The 15810-nt window shown below is 56.8% G+C and carries 8 protein-coding genes; 2 read left to right on the forward strand and 6 right to left on the reverse strand.

Annotated elements, in window-relative coordinates; genetic code table 11:
* Positions 1 to 20 precede the first annotated feature (20 nt).
* The 3 genes from V6M89_RS07810 to V6M89_RS07820 all read right to left on the reverse strand — a co-directional run bounded on the left by V6M89_RS07810 (position 21) and on the right by V6M89_RS07820 (position 5542).
* Positions 21 to 1226, reverse strand: a complete 1206-nt coding sequence (locus V6M89_RS07810; RefSeq protein ID WP_332852662.1) for a response regulator — start codon at positions 1224 to 1226, stop codon at positions 21 to 23.
* Entirely contained in the window at positions 1226 to 4009 is a 2784-nt protein-coding gene (locus V6M89_RS07815; RefSeq protein WP_332852663.1) for an ATP-binding protein, read from the reverse strand. The genes V6M89_RS07810 and V6M89_RS07815 overlap by 1 nt, the downstream gene beginning before the upstream one ends.
* A 63-nt stretch (positions 4010 to 4072) precedes the next feature.
* Positions 4073 to 5542, reverse strand: a complete 1470-nt coding sequence (locus V6M89_RS07820) for an aminotransferase-like domain-containing protein (RefSeq protein WP_332852664.1) — start codon at positions 5540 to 5542, stop codon at positions 4073 to 4075.
* A 526-nt stretch (positions 5543 to 6068) separates the two neighbouring features.
* On the opposite strand from V6M89_RS07820, the gene V6M89_RS07825 reads away from it, so the two are divergent.
* On the forward strand, positions 6069 to 8687 hold the full coding sequence (locus V6M89_RS07825; RefSeq protein WP_332852665.1) for a hypothetical protein: 2619 nt from the start codon (positions 6069 to 6071) through the stop codon (positions 8685 to 8687).
* Positions 8687 to 10495 (forward strand): hypothetical protein, encoded by a 1809-nt coding sequence (locus V6M89_RS07830; RefSeq protein ID WP_332852666.1) that lies wholly within the window; start codon positions 8687 to 8689, stop codon positions 10493 to 10495. The genes V6M89_RS07825 and V6M89_RS07830 overlap by 1 nt, the downstream gene beginning before the upstream one ends.
* 260 nt (positions 10496 to 10755) lie before the next feature.
* Here the strand turns inward: V6M89_RS07830 and V6M89_RS07835 are convergent, their stop codons facing one another.
* The 3 genes from V6M89_RS07835 to V6M89_RS07845 all read right to left on the reverse strand — a co-directional run bounded on the left by V6M89_RS07835 (position 10756) and on the right by V6M89_RS07845 (position 15730).
* A complete protein-coding gene (locus V6M89_RS07835) occupies positions 10756 to 12120 on the reverse strand; it encodes a hypothetical protein (protein WP_332852667.1) in 1365 nt (454 codons plus the stop codon).
* A gap of 164 nt (positions 12121 to 12284) precedes the next feature.
* On the reverse strand, positions 12285 to 14030 hold the full coding sequence (locus tag V6M89_RS07840; protein WP_332852668.1) for a hypothetical protein: 1746 nt from the start codon (positions 14028 to 14030) through the stop codon (positions 12285 to 12287).
* Complete coding sequence (locus V6M89_RS07845) at positions 14027 to 15730, reverse strand: hypothetical protein (RefSeq protein ID WP_332852669.1); 1704 nt, start codon at positions 15728 to 15730, stop codon at positions 14027 to 14029. Before V6M89_RS07845 ends, V6M89_RS07840 begins: the two co-directional genes overlap by 4 nt.
* Positions 15731 to 15810 lie beyond the last annotated feature (80 nt).

Below are 15810 nucleotides of genomic sequence, written 5' to 3' on the forward strand. Positions count from 1 at the left end.
CGTTGATCATGAGGGTACCCTCAGCTGGCGTGTAGCGCTTTCGCTTCCACTCCCGTGGACAAACGCGAAACCTTGGAATACAGCCTGTCGCGGTCGAACGGTTTGACGGCAAAGTCAGCCGCCCCGGACTTGAGGCACTGCACCACCACCGCCCCCTCGCTCTTGGCCGACATCATCATGACCGGCACTCTGGCAAGCTGCGGTATGAAGCGTATGCGCTTCAGCGTCTCCAGACCGTCCATGTCCGGCATCATCACGTCCATCAGGATGAGGTCGGGCCGCTCCTTGCGCACACTGCTCAACGCTTCGGCGCCACTGGCGGCGAAAACCAGCCGGTAGCTCTGATTGCCCAGAATGTTGGCGATGATCTTGTGCTGGAAGTCGTCGTCGTCCACGACCAGCACGACCGGCTTGACCTTTTCCGCCATGGCCGAGAGCGCGCGCACCGATTCCAGCGGCGCCGCGCATTGACTGGTGAGGCTTTTGGTCCATTGGCCGATCGGTCGCACCGAGTCGCGCACGCTGTTGAAGCGCGCGGCGATGTCCTCTTCCTTGAAACGCGCCAGTTCCCGCTCCATGCTTTCCACCGTATCGACCGGCACCGCATGGGCAGTTGCCGCCTGGCTCAGTTGCCGGGACCAGCCGTCCACCACGGCATTGATCTCGCGCTCGGCGTGCTCGACCGCCTGCTCGGTGACGCTGACTTGATTCAAGCCGGCCGCCATGTACTGCTGCAGCAGACCTTCAAGCTCGCCCAGGCGCCGCGCCTGGGCGGCGAATTCCGCCAGCGAAGGACCGTCGTTGTTAAATTTGCTCAACTCGCGATACGCCAGGTGTATCGCCATGGACAGGCGCGGCGCGTCGTAGTTCATGGGCCAGAACAGCACGTAGTCGTCAAAATGCTGCTGCAGGCACAACTTGGCGACGCGATAAACATCGTCCTTGCCGCACAGGATGATGGTGCGGTGCGGTTGCAGGCTCAATCTGGCGCAGTGGCGGTAAAGGCCGAGGTAAAAACGCTCGGCCGATTCCAGTGTCTTGAAGGCCAGCACCAGGACGTCGGGCAGGTGTTGCTCGAAGTCGGCGGCGGCCTTTTCCTCCACGGTGGAAGTGCTGATCCGGCTGAAGTCCTTTGCCAGCAGCCGCTTCACGAGATCGGCATCGGAGGCGTTGTCGGAGGCGACCAGAATGCTAGGATTGATGGTATGCATGATTTTGAATGACATCAGGTTTGTGATTCATCGCCAGCCGCCAACACGCCGGCCAGATAGCTGTCCACCAGCTGCATTTCGGTCTGAAAACAACTCCATGCCCTGGCCAGATCGTCCGCGGCGTCGGCAGTACCTGCCCGTTCGATGTCCTCGCAATGGTCGGCCAGCCTGAGGGCGCCCACGCTGCGCGCCGACGACTTCAGGTTGTGGGCGCCGGCGGCGGCCTTGCACAGGTCGCCCTGCGCGCGGGCATCGCCAATCTCGCTGGCAATTTTGGTCGCGCTGGCGCGGAAATGATGCAGGAAATCCATGACAACCCCGGCGTCTGTCCCCACCATTTTGCGCAATACGTCAACGTCCACCGGAAGGGCGCTATCCTGCGGGAGGTCGGGGCCGGCCTGGACCGCCATGTGGCCATGCGCCTTGGGCAACCAGCTCTCCAGCATGGTCTGCAATTCGGCAAGGGGGGCGGGCTTGCTCATGAAGTCGTCCATGCCGGCCGCCTTACAGCGCTCGCGCTCGTCTTTCAGCGCGTTGGCCGTCAGCGCGATGATCGGGAAATGCCGCCCGGGGGATTCCGCAGCGCGTATGGCGGCTGTCAGTTGGTAACCGTTCATCGCGGGCATGTGCAGGTCGGTCAGCAGCAAGGAATAGTCACCACTTAGCCAGCGGGCCAGCGCTTGCTCCCCGTTGCGCGTCAAGTCGGCGGCAAAACCCAGCAGGGTGAGTTGTTGTTCGATGACCTTCTGGTTGATGTCGTTGTCCTCGGCAACCAGAATCAAGCGGCCCTCACGGCGCGCCTGTTCGCGTGTAGGCGCCTCGAGTGGCTCTGGCAACGGCGCCGGCGATGCGAGGCCGCCGTCGTCCTCGGCGGCGCGTCCGGCAGCGATGGCCACCGCGCGCAACAGACCGGCGCGGGTGAGGACATTGGCATCCACCGACACGCGGTCGGCGTCTATGCTCTGGGAATAGCGATTCGGACCGTGGCCGATGACCACGAAACGGACATCCACTTCAGGGCGGGTGCGCGCCACCGCCCGCAGCTGCTCCAGCGAGGTCGGCGCCTCCGCGGTCGTATTGACGATCCAGACCCACAGTCCGGCCGGCAGCGTGGGTAACAAGGCTTGCGCAGCCGCGAGGCCAGCCACCTGGCTGGTATCGGCGCCGGCATCGGTCAGATAGGCCCGGAAGCCGTCGGACAAGGCATCGCCATCGCCGATGAGCAGGCACGACAGCCCCGCCAGCGCATCTTGTCCGGCATGTTCGTCGGGATCCGGGCCCAACGCGAATGGCAGGCGCACGGAAAAGGTGGAGCCGTTGCCGGGCGCGCTGTGGACCGTGATGGCGCCGCCCATCAACTCCACCAGGCTATGGGCGATGGCCAGGCCCAGTCCGGAACCGCCGTAGCGCCGGGTGGTGGAGACATCGGCCTGGGTAAAGGCGGCGAACAGGCGGGACATGGTTTCCTGCGTCATGCCTATGCCGTTGTCCACCACCTGGAATTCGACGTCCACCCGCCCGGGCTCGCGCGCCACCAGCATGGCCCGCACCGCCACGTGGCCCGCGTTGACCGTACCGGCGGAAAATTTGATGGCGTTGTTGATCAGGTTGATCAGAACCTGGCGCAGCCGCAGCTGATCGCCCAGCACCTGGCGGGGAATGGCCGGATCGATGAACAAGGTCAGCTCCACCCGCTGCTTTTCCGCCAGGCAGTTGAGCATGGCGCAGACTTTTTCCACCACGTCGGCCACGGCGATGGGCTCGCTCTCGGTTTCCAGCCGCCCCGCTTCGATCTTGGAAAAATCGAGGATGTCGTCAATGACGCCCAGCAGCGAGAACGCCGACTCGCGGATCAGATCGACCATGGCCAGCTGGTGCGCCTTCAGCCTGGAGCGCGCCAGCAGATCGATCATGCAGATCACGCCATTCATCGGCGTGCGGATTTCATGGCTCATGGCGGCGAAAAAATCCGATTTGGCCTGGGCGGTGCGGCGCTCACGCAGGTCGTCCATGCAGACGTGGGCGAACGTCTCGCCGTCACTGTTGACCAGGCTGACGGAGACATCGACCGGAATCTCCTGACCATCGTTGTGGCGCACGCCGCTCTCGAAGCGCAGCGAACCGCGTTCGCGCAACTGCTGCCAGCGTTGAGGCCAGCGCGTCTCTTCGCTTTGGATGTCGAGGTCGCTCATGCACATCCGCAGCACCTGCCGGCGATCCAGGCCCAGCAGCCGACAGGCGGCTGCGTTGGCGTCGTGAAAGGCGCCGTCGGGCCCCACCAGGAATAGCGCATCGTTGGCCTGTTCGACGGCATGGCGGGTGAGCAGCAGTTGGCGCTGCGCCTGCTCGCGCTCGCTCACGTCGCAGGCAGAAGGGATCAGCCACTGCACGCGCCCGTCGGGGCCATGCAGCGGCTGCAGCGAAAAGTCCATGGCGAGCGTGTGGCCTTCGCTGGTGGTGATGCGGGCGTCGAAACGCACGGACTCGCCGCGCGACGCCGTTGCCAGCGCCTCTTGCAGTCTCCGCCGCGACGCCTCGCAGCCCTGCCACCAGGGCGTCGCGTCGAAGCGTTGGCCGAGCACCTGCTCCGGCGTGCTGCCGATGCTCCGCAGCGACGCATGGTTGGCGTAGCGCAGAACGCCGTCGGCGTCGAGCAGCCCGGCGAACACTGATGGCCCGAGTCGATCCAGCACGTCGCGCAGCGCGCGTTCGGCGACGGGTGGCACATCGCCGGGCGCGAGCAGGGGCTCCGAGGCATCGCGGCAAGGGATACGCTGATCTGTGGTGAGCTTTTCCATGCAGACAGTTTGCCCGGCAAACTGCGCCGTCTGCGTGAGCAGTTGCGGACCTGGATGACCGGATCAGATCGCCGGATGCGAGCCGGCATGGGCGCGCACCGCGTCGTCGACCAGCCGTGCCAGGGTGCGCGTGGCGCGCTCGATCGACGCGTCCCAGCGTTGACCGCAGGTCAGCCGGATGTGGCGCTGGAACTCGGCGCGCGCGGAAAACATGGGCCCAGGCGCTATGCTGATCCCTTGCGCCAGCGCGGCGCGGTACAGGGCCATGGCGTCTACCCCGATGGGCAATTCGACCCACAGGAAGTAGCCGCCGGCCGGGAGCACGACTTGAGTTCCGTCAGGAAAGTGCCGGGTAACGGCCTCGAACAGGCTGGCGCGCTGGGCCCGCAAGGACAGGCGCAGGCTACGCAGGTGGTGGTCATAACCGCCTTCCTGCAGGTACTCGGCCAGCGCGGCCTGAACCGGGATCGATCCCGACAGGCTGGTCATCACCTTCAGCCGCTGAACTTCGTGCGTCCACCGGCCGGGCACGGCCCAGCCGACCCGATAGCCCGGCGCCAGGCACTTCGAGAACGACGAACAGTGCAGCACCAGACCGCGGCGGTCGAACGCCTTGGCGGGCAGCGGCGCCACCTTGCCGTCGTAGAGCTCTGAATAGACGTCGTCTTCGATCAGCGGCAGGTCGTGGCGCGCGAGCAGTTCGACCAGGTCGCGCTTTTTCGCGTCGGGCATCAGGCTGCCGAGCGGATTCTGGAAGGTCGTCATCAGCCAGCACGCCTTCGGGCGATACAGCTCGATGACCTGCGCCAGGCGGCCGAGATCGATGCCCTCGCGCACATGGGTCGGCACCTCGATGGCATGCAGGCCCAAATGCTGGAGGGCTTGCAGCGCAATGTAAAAGGTGGGGGACTCGACCACCACCGCGTCGCCCGGCCGCGTCAGCGCGCCCAGGCAGAGGTTCAAGGCCTCCATCGCGCCGTTGGTCAGCACGACCTCGTCGGCGTCCACGGCCATGCCCTGGCGCAGGTAGCGCTTGGCGATCTCGCGCCTGAGCGACAGGTTGCCCGGCGGCAGGTCGTCGACCATGTTCCAGGGTTCAAGTCGGCGCGTGCTCGATATCAGCGCGCTCCGCAAGCGGTCGAGAGGGAACAGGGCCGGGTTCAGGAAAGCGGAACCGAATGGCACGATGTCGCGCGCGCGCGCAGAGCCGAGGATCGTGCAGATCAAGTCGTTGACCTCGACGGGCTGGATTCCAGGCTTGGGCTCGGAGGTTCGTGGCTCCGGCAGCGGCACGCCGTTGGCGCGCGCGGCGACGAAGTAGCCCGACCGTGGCACCGCGCGGATCAGGCCGCGGGACTCGAGCAGGTAGTAAGCCTGGAACACCGTGCTGGGGCTCATGCGCCGGCTGGCACAAGTCTGGCGAACGGAGGGCAAGCGGTCCCCCGGGCGCAGCACCCCGGCAGCGATTTGCTGCTGGAGTTCCTGAGCCAGAGTTTCGAACCTCGAAGAGGCGGCGGGTAGGTGGGTAGGCATGGGGTCTGCACCACGCCTCAGTCGACTGCCGGCTGGATAGAGGAGCACCGCCTCAGTCTACGGCATTCTTGTCGAAATGCAAGCTAGACTGGCGTTACCGGATGTAGATGAAAAATAGAAGCGTTTGTCGAATTTGCGAATATGCAGCTAAGTATTTGATTAAGTTACATTTTCACAAACTAAGAAGCGCTTTTATCGCCAGCAAGTACCTCTATTTTTTGCAAATTTCATTGTTTTTCGGTTGAGGGAAATAAAAGCGTTTCCGGCAGCATGACTAGCGCCTTCTCAGCCGGTTGCTCCCCTCGTGCACTCTAGCGCCTTTTCACATGCAAAATCCGTGTATCGCAATCGCTGCAGCGGCCAACCTTAGCCGTTCGGCTAATTCATTGACTCTGAGATAATTTGTTGGCATGTTCTCGCTACGGGACGAACCTCATTTGAGTTCGTCTACCTGGGACGTGACCTATAGCAAGAACAAAAATCTGTACGCCCCTGTTATCCCCTCAACATATCTCGCGAGGATTGGTTGGACAATTTATACGGCATCATCAAAGCAGTAAAACCGAGGCGTGTACTGCTGACGTCATATACCTTTTCGGCAAATTGGTTCGAATCAACGCTGTACCCGTTACTGAGACAAGACGACTGCGAAGCCATCGTCGTAATGATCGATTCTCGCGAGGCTTTGTACAGCATCGACAATACCAAAAGCCAGTTTGGTGGCAGTCGATATAGGGTGGTTAGTGCGACTGGAGCACCCGGCGGTATCTTTCATCCCAAATTGGCATACCTGGAAACCGCCGGAGGTGACATCTTGGTGGTCAATAGCGGAAATCTCACTGCCGCAGGCCAAGGCGGCCAATTGGAGGTGCTCGACGCAGTTAGCGCCACTACTGAGCCGGAGGTATTCGAAGAATTCAGCCAGTTTCTGGAACAAGTTGCTGAAGTCGCCAATTTGGCCAAGGGGACGGAGTACCAGGCAGTAACCTATTTTTCGAAGCGAGCGCTGACGCAGTCACAGGTTCACCCTCGTCAAGCAGGTACCACGCGTACGGCATATCTTGTGTCTAGCTTGGGTACAGCCGCTGGGGAGAAATTGATTCAGTTAGTCAAGAAGTTCGTTCCGGTGCCCGAAAAGTTGACGGTGCTGTCTCCTTATCATGACAAGGATGTAAATGCGACACGTAAGTTGCAGCGTGAGATTCGGGCTAAGACACTTCAATATGCTTTAGGTCAAACCATCAAGGGAGAATTCTTGGCCCCCTTCGCAAAGGATATTAAGTCGGACCCTCCGAAGCATTTTGTGACCCCAAGGCTCAAAGCCGACGAAGGCAATACGCGGCCATTGCACGCAAAGTGGTTCAATGTATGCAATAAAGCAGGTGCGAACGTTTCGATGACAGGTTCTGTCAATGCCACCTATCAAAGCCTTTGGCGCACGGCTAACGTTGAGCTGGCTCTTGCTCGCGTCAGCACGGAAGAGCACGCGCCAATATGGAAGGCCGCCAAAGGTAAGATTGTTTACGAACCATGTGAATTCCCTGCGCCGCTCGCATCCGCGGAAACAATCCTATGCAAGGCAAGCCTGAGCTCAAGTTCCAATCTGGAAATTGAATTCGGACCTCAGCCGGACGCTAAGCCGTTGCGCATTCGCCTATTCCAAGGACAGACGACACATTTTGAGGAAGGCCAAATTCCATATGTGAATGGAACCTTTCGGTTGCGATTGAACAGCAGCGTCATGAAATCGCTGAAAGACGGTGCACTATGGGTGGAGGTAACAGGAACGAATGTCGCAGGTGAACCATTCCTTTGCCAATCTTGGGTTAACGTCGAGCAGGAGCTAAAGTACCGGCCAGCAGACGTGGATGTGGAGAAAGCAGTCAATCGTTTGGAGCAAGGAGACGGCACGTACGATCCAGAGGATGAATATCTTGTGCTGGCTGCAGTTCATTTGGCGCTAACTGGGCGACGGCTCAGCAAGCAAGGCAGGCTCACGCGAAGAGGCGCTAAAGACATGGCGTCTGAAGACAGCGCTGAAATCACTAAATCGGAACTAGAGGAGAGCCATAATTCTCGCGGCAACCTCGGCGGCCATGAGGGAGACTCACGACTAACGCGGATGCTACTGGCACTATCAAAATTTATTAACGAAAAAGAGGTCGGGATTGATGTTGCGGGGGATGAAGATGGGCCGATACCTACCGAGGACGAGGAGAACGAGAACGTTGTAGACAACGATGCACCGGCCGAGACCCAAGTAGATAGACGAATAAAAAAGAACAGAGCCGATGCTCACGAAAGAGTACGGCTAGCCCATGAGTCATTAAAGGTAGTCATCGACAAAACCCTGAAGTCTGCGCTGCCGGACGCCAAGGCCAGGTGGCTACTTCCCTATTTGTTGGGGCTAGAGCTACGAAGGCATTTTCCAGAAAGGCATTCCAGCGTTATGGCTGCGGGCGCAAGTTCCGGTACCGTCTTGATTCAAGCTCTCCAACGGTACGCTGGGGTCCAATTAACGCAGGTAAGCAAACACGAACTGTTGCCGGCCTTTGCTTGCGCTGGTGCCGCCGCTTGCCTCGCTTTCGGTCGACACGGCATTGTTGCCCCATACCACACGATACTGAGCATTCTTGAAGAATTCGCTGGCCACACGATCACATTTACCGATTTACAAGCGTTTCATGCGCAAGATTTTCCAGGGAATGGCTATCTAATATTGAAGGCCTACGACTGGAGCGAATTGTTGCAGGAGATGCTCAAAATTGCGCAGGCGCCGCGGCTTGCTGACCGTATTGATGATTTGCTTCGTTATGGTCTAGGAGCTTTGAAAACGCCACCCACCGCGTTGACGCCGGCCGAAATTGACTTCATCACGGGATTAAAGGAAACGCCAAATGGTCAGTTCAAGAAGTATTCGATTGTTCACGAGCTCGACCTCACAGATATCCATTCTCCCGGGTGCCCACAATGCCACGTGATACTTGCTAAACAACAGGCAACTAGATTGAGAGACAAGCACATCGCGGTATGCGAAGCAATTTGCCGCCGCCCGATTATCGCCCGCACCAAGTTGACGGTCTCCCATCAATTTCACGAACAAAGCCACGCCTTCATTACGCCACAAAAACAGGGAGAAAATTAATGAAGGGCTTTGAATTTGTACGACCGACCTTCAACGCGGTGGTGAGTTCGACCCAAGCAGGCGATTTTCTGGGTATGAGTGCTGTAGGTGAGCGCCTGTATGGTCGAATTTTCCCTGGTCTGAACAATAACGTTCGGCATATACGCGCGTACTCGGCTATTTGCTGGACAGTTGACTACGCCGTTACGCAAGCCACGTCTGGCGGCAGGAAAGCGACCGTAGTTTCTGAGCTGGCCCATGCCACAACGATACTGCTGGACAAAGTACAGTTACTGTTGACTTGGCAAGCCTGGCGTGACCAAGTGAAGATGGTGCCGGGCCTAAGCGCGTTTGAGGACGACAAAAACAAATGGGACTTGACCCTTGACGGCTGGAGCGTCAAAACGACGTTTATGAACCCTCTGTACTACCTACCGGGGCTCGTGAACGGAATTGGGCTTATCGGACGTGGAGTGAAGGAAACGAAGGGCACGTTCTCGTGCACACCCGCAGGTAGGCTGCTGGCCAACGCCTTTGACAAAGAGACGAAAAAATTGGAGCCAGCCGTTTTGCGATGGCTCAAGTCGACTGACGACATTACCTGCACCAAAAAGAAACTGACCTCCTTAAGTGATGTTATGTCGCTCCACAAGCCATCCAACTCAGAGAAAGCAAATTTTCTCCACCTGTATCTGGACGGGTCGGTTGATGTAAAAAGTGCTGGTGACGACCCCAATAAAGCGCATCGACTTAGGAGTGCACGAAAGCGCAAGCAGAGCGTTGTATTAGCGCTGCGAGCCCTGGCGGCAATAGAGGCTACTCAAGCGGATACCCCCGGCTTTGTTTCCGTAGAGGCAATACGGCAAGTGATGGCAGCAGGATATGCCTCCAAACGGGAGAAGGTCAACCTGAACGGTGTCGAAGAAAGTTGGCGGGAATGGTATGTCCTACAAATTCGCCAGCTTCAGCGCCTCGGAATGGAAGCACTGTTGGGCTTGGTCGAGCGGATCATCCTCCGCAAGGAGCAAGCGAAGGAGCCGACCTTCAAGGCTGACATCTGCAGGGAGCTGCAGAAACTGATCTGTGAAACGGTCGTGGCTGATATCGCGCCGGGTGACACGATTGGTGCCGATATTGTTTGGTACAAGACGGAACAAAAGAACTATCCATCATTGCAGGCAGCCGGGGTATGTCGACCGAAGTACAAAGACTTTTTGAACATCGGCGCATTAAAAAAATACCTGCGTGGGTTTCCTATTGTTCTCCAACCGGATGATACTGAAGGCACGCTTGAGCAATGGGCGCTTACCGGCCAATTCGCCAGCAATGCACTAATCTATTGCGCAATTGAGATAGAAAATTTGAGAGCTCTGGTTCAAGACGACAAGAAGGCAAAGGCTCACATCGAGGATCTGTTGGCCTTTGACGATGACAAACTTTGCCTTGCCGAGTTGGCCGCAGTCGTCAACAAATATAGAGACGAACCACTTGCCGATTTCATTGCTGAAATGGTTAACCGTTACGTGATTGAGCAGCATCTGCGCACAGCAGGTTCGCGCTCAGCGATTGCAGGCGATGGTAAGAACCGGTTTATCTTCACGCAGGAGGGCCACGGATTATCTCGGTGGAGGGAAGGCCGCGCTAACAAGTTCGTCTTTGCCCAAGAGGCTCATGACATTTTGCTGAACGCGTTGCTGCTACTAGAAGACTGTGACTGCCTGGCGGTGAAGCTGGGGACCGGACCACAAGGCAGATATTATCGGGAGGCCACCTTTAAACTCTTGCCGGCAGGCCGCAAGCTTTTGGCGGATGCCTTAGCCAGACCGTAACGTGGCCTCGTAAAGTAGGCAAGAGAATCAGCTGCCAGAAAGTTCGTGTGGATACGGCTATTCGCTGTAACGAATCCTTCAAGCTGGGCGCATCGAAACTAACGATGTATAGGCGACGTAGCGAGCGGAGTCAGTATTCGGAATTTTCCCGTAACTCTCTCCCCCTACGATTCGCATCTCCAATTGCCTTAGCGGACATAAAGAATCACGGACACAAGCAGATGCTGCTTACAAAAGCCGAAGTATCACCGATGCATCTATTAGCCAAGGCTTGCGTCAGAGCGGCTCTTTAGAACGAGCCCAAGCTTCTCAAGGAATGACATCACATCTTCTTTCGGTACACCCCAGCCTTCTAGGATTTCAGCACATTCAAGCGGGTCGTCGGGACGACTGAGCGGCGAAATGCCCTGAAGCAGCGCCTCGAGGTAGATCGCATGCGCAGAGGCGGCTAAAAGAATGGCGGCTTCCTCGGCAATCGCATTCCATTTAGGCCAGCTCGCGCGCCATATCCACCGCGTTACCGCGGCAGGTGAGTGCTGTACAACTTTTGGGGGAACGGCGAGTTGGCTGTTAGGCGCTGTTCTCGTATGCTGAAGCCGCGGGGGCGGGGCCAGTTCGCCGTATACGACGATGTAGCCTTGGCTTTCATACGGATTGTACGGTAGCTTTTTCAAAAAGCCACATGCGCTAAGGTAGCCGAGATAACGCCTGATTTGAGCATCTACGACTTTGAGGGTGCTGCTTTCAGTTTCGAATCGCTCTATCACCCATTGGAGAACCGAAGCGTGTTTGAGTTCAAAACTGTTGTTTACCTTTTGGAATATGAAACGGCTGAAGAGTGCGGCCTGCCAAATCATTGCTCGCTCCGCGATAGCGCTTTCGCCATCGCTTTCCTTGCAAAGGTAATAAGGCCATCGAGCTACAATTCCTAAACGCTCGCGTAGGTCACGCTCTTTATCTTGTGTCGACATGTTCCGGTAACGTAGAGCAGCTTCCTGACGATGTTTTCGGTCATGCTCGAGTTGACGCTGTCGAGTGGCTTGCCGTTCCAGTTCGGCTGCTTGCTTCGTCCGGTGGTCGTTGTTAGCTTGCTCTATTCGATAGGCCAAACGCACCGATAGCCTCTGTCGCTCCAGCTCTTCATTAGGGAAAAAGAGCCAGGACTTATGGGTTGTCTCGTGCAAAACTCGTTCTGATATCGCGTCAAAACCTGTGACAGCATCGAGGTCTGAAAGATTCACCTCAATGGCCGGCAACTTTAGCTGACCAAGTGTGCTCCGCTTATCGTCGTCAACCTTGTGTCGAAAATACATTTCGACAAGAAACTGACGCTCCGCCCTGTAGCCAATAATGTCGGGACGGATACCACCAATATTGACCTCGGCGCAGGTGCGTTCAAAACGTACTATACGTTCCTCCGAAAGAAGGCTGGATTCCTCCATCATCAAACCAGATATCGTCTGACCAGAAACAACGACGCGCATGCTTGGCAAGCGGAGCCAGTTTTGTTCAAGCAGAACTTGTTTCGCGGCTGCATGAATTGCAGATTCTGCGCAGGACTCGCCGATCTCGACCTTGTGGTGAGCAAAATGCCATCGATTTTTTTCACCCTTCTTAGCAACCAATGCAGCACCACACCCAATACAAAGGCATCCGCAAGCTAACCCGGACGGGACGTCGGTAGGAGCACACATCCGACCATTCTTGAGGCCAAATGCGACTTGTGCTAATTCTGTCGTACGAGAACTCATAACTTAGTCAGCAGACCCTGCACGTTCCAATTGTTAAATCACTCCCTGCGCTTACGCAATGAGACCGGCGTCGCATTATCCACAACCACATCGCTTGCCAGAGCCACAGCATGCTTCACCAGCATTTCGCGCGGAATCTGCAAGCCCCAATGCAAGGCCGCCAATAAAGGCAAGAAAACCAGACGGCTCTCGTACCATGCTAGTGTTTCGATGGACTTCGTGCCTCGAAGTGGCTCAGCCATCGTCCGCAAAAAGTCCGCCGGGTCAGCAGGAATGCTCGCAATTGCCTCTCCAATACCTTGCTCATGAAGGGTACGAGGATCAGCAATGGCATCGTCGTAACCGGCATCCGAACTCCAAAAGTTCAATGTAGTTTTGGGAACAGCGGGAACGATTACTTCTCTGAGATGCCTATATGCCGGCGTCATCCCAAGAACCGCAGTCCAAAGGAGCAGAATGGGTAGTAAGGTGGACGTCGAAATAAAGTCGTCATTCATATCCTGATAGCCCCAGCGAATTGCCAACGCATCTTCAAATCGTGCGACCAGGGGCCAATACTTTCCACTTTGTGCTGCAGGACCAAGACGCTGAACCATCTGGTCCACCCACTGCCGAGCGCTATCCATCCTACGTCCAATCAGCAACAACAGCAGTGCCACATGAATATCTGCGGAATGGCGGTCGTATGCTGGCAATTGTGTACATGAATGGGACTCAAGAAGTGCAATTACACGATTCATGTACACCCCCGCCATCGCGTCCGCAACTGGTAGGTCAGCCGACGCGGCGTGAAACGCCCATATACAGCCTTGCAATCCCAAGCGTCCCAGTTCACAGAAAGCCGTTTCACTCACTAACAGTGGGTCATGACGTATGTATGCCAAGGCATCTTGCGTACGATAGTACGCCTGCATTCCCTCGTGGTAAGCTTCAGCAATGCGGGTGAGTTGAAACGACAATTCACCGAACTCCACCGCAAGCTTTGAGTTCTTCGCTATCTCTTCGTGAAGCCCGCCCCAGAAACAAAGGAGCGCATATTCTGCAAGGCGGTAAGCGGCCAGTTGATTCTGTTCACTTTGTCCCCAGACCTCTAGTACATGCAAGGCAATGCGAACCCCTCGTACGGCTACCAAACGCTGCTTTTCTTGTGCTGGTTCGGACTTAGCCGGTGCCTTTGCAGCCGCCAACAGCTCATTGAACAGTTGCCGACCGACGTCAATACTCAACTCGGGTGTACTGACGTTAGCTAACATGCGACGGAAAAGCGCTCGGCTGCTTGGCGGAAGAATATTTTCATCCAACAGGCTATGCTCGGTCCAAATTGCGAGCGTCGAGCCATTTACCGTTTCAACCTCCATTTTATTACTCGCGGACCACCCTGGGAAATAGGTTGAAAAGGTCTGCGCTAAGGTCTGGTTGAAGTCGCCGTTCGTTACAACCAATAGCTTCTTCGGTAGTCGTACATGCTGCGGCGCAATGTGTGTGCGCAGGTACGTGTCGCCGACCTCGTTCATCGACTGCCGAATGGACTGGGGACCAGTGTCCCAATCTGGTCGCCCAAGATTTCCTCGCTTAATTAGCCAAATGAACAACGTCTTCCTGCCGTCGGCATCCCGGCCCACAGTCACAACATCTGCGCCAAATTGCCGTGGCCCTTTCTGCGCGCGGTACACAATCTCGTGCCCTTTGGCTGACATGAGCAATGGGAGGTAAACATCAAGCTCTCCCTCCTCGCGCATAAGACCAAGATAGTCCTCGAGAAGCAAATGCAGGCTGGTCTTCATCGGCTGGCTTTCAACATTTGGGACCGCTTAAGCAGCCCGCGCATGGGATCAGCAGTTTCAGAAGATGGCAGCTCAAAGGAACCACCTATCGACTCCATACTCTGCACACCAGGTTCACCGAGACCATTATGGACGGCAAACCGCCGCCCTTGGGCAATACTCATTTTTGTAGTGATTGCAGAAAAGATGGATTTCTCTTCAGCTCCCCGAGCGATATCCCGGCTCATCCGCTGCCGAAGTGTTCGAAGGGCCTGCTTTTCCGAATCGGTCGGCCGAAGTTCATTAAGGAGCGGGAGCGACTTCAGAACTCGACGCCATCTCAGCGCATTAGCGAGAACGCCACGGTAGACGTGCGCGTACGGCCGCCCCTTCAACGCCGGCAGTGTCTTCAGCCGCAAAAAAGCTTCCGACGCTTCCGGATATTCGGAAAATACTTCGTTGAGCATTTCATTGGCCCATCGCAGCCCTCGCGGCTGCAGCACGTTGGACTCTGCGAAAATTGCAATAAATCTGCACAGCACAGTACCATCATAGGCCAATGCTAAAATCTGCCTGGCCGCGGAGACTTGGCGCTCTTCCGATGCTGCATTTAAAAGGTCCACGTCAAGTGCGACCGGCGCGTAACGACTAGAACACCGTAGCAGAAGGCCCCGAATAGAAACGGTCTTCGTACGTGAATCGAGAAGCCATTTAGTCAGAAGCCAGCCGAAGTCGGCAGCCCGGCTACTTACTGAGTCAATCGAATGAATAAAGATTTGGCCAACATCTTCGTTAATCCCTCCTAGCTCTGCAATACAAGGGATGACTAACGGACGCAGGGATTTGTGATGTAAAAGCGAAGCCACACAGCCATCCACATGACGCCGGACATCGTCATTGGACAGGGCTGCCACCAACAAATCAGTGATAACTTCTTCTAAAGGAATGGCGCTGACGCCTACTGTGGCATTTTGTGCCCCATACAGGGAATCAGCCAGAGCGATGGCTGCCTCCGGACCAGCACCCTTGACTGAGGCGAGTATTGTCCTAAGAGCTGCTGGCGAGAATTCAATGATGCGCGCCAACGCAAGCCATGCATCCAAACCCGCAATTCGTGTAGCTGCTAGGAGCGCTGCGGCTATTTCCGCCTCAAGCGGCGCCAGCGACGAAAGGATTTCCTCATGCTGCTTAGGTAGGAATTGGACAAGAGTCGTGAGCAGTAATGGATTTTGGTCCTTTCCTGATTCGACGAGCTCAAGAACATACGAGGCAGCTGCACCAGGCGCCGCACAGGCATAGGCAGCGGCCCAAACCCGCGCCTCCGCTCCGGTAAGCAATTCTTTGCTTCTTAGCGCTTCACCCAATTCGCGCCCCAAACTCGGAGACGCGGCGATATGTGGCTCAACTGGAGAGGAAACCGCGTGCCGATACGACGGCTCTACTTGAGCGGCGTACTGTAGGTAGCGTAGCGCATCGGAGATTGGTAACGCAGGCAGAACGCCTACAGTTGGGCTGAGTGTCTCAGCCGCGCTCCCTAAAAGATTCTTTGGCCATGCAAGGAGTCGTTCGAACAAGTCGAATTCGGTGCCGTGGCATAGAGCCAATCCTGACCAGGGAATATTAGGGTCATTCTCAGTGTAGGCCGCCCACACAAGCCGAATATATTCTTCCCATCGGCCCTCTCGTAGCGACGCGACCATTTCACTTATATCGACCTGCACAGTATCTCCATCCCTAAACCATATTTTTAGGTCCACACATCAGTCCTATTTCTACAGATGTGACATGTGCATGGCGTGCT

The organism is Duganella sp. S19_KUP01_CR8 (assembly GCF_036688705.1).
Taxonomy (GTDB): Bacteria; Pseudomonadota; Gammaproteobacteria; order Burkholderiales; family Burkholderiaceae_D; genus Rugamonas.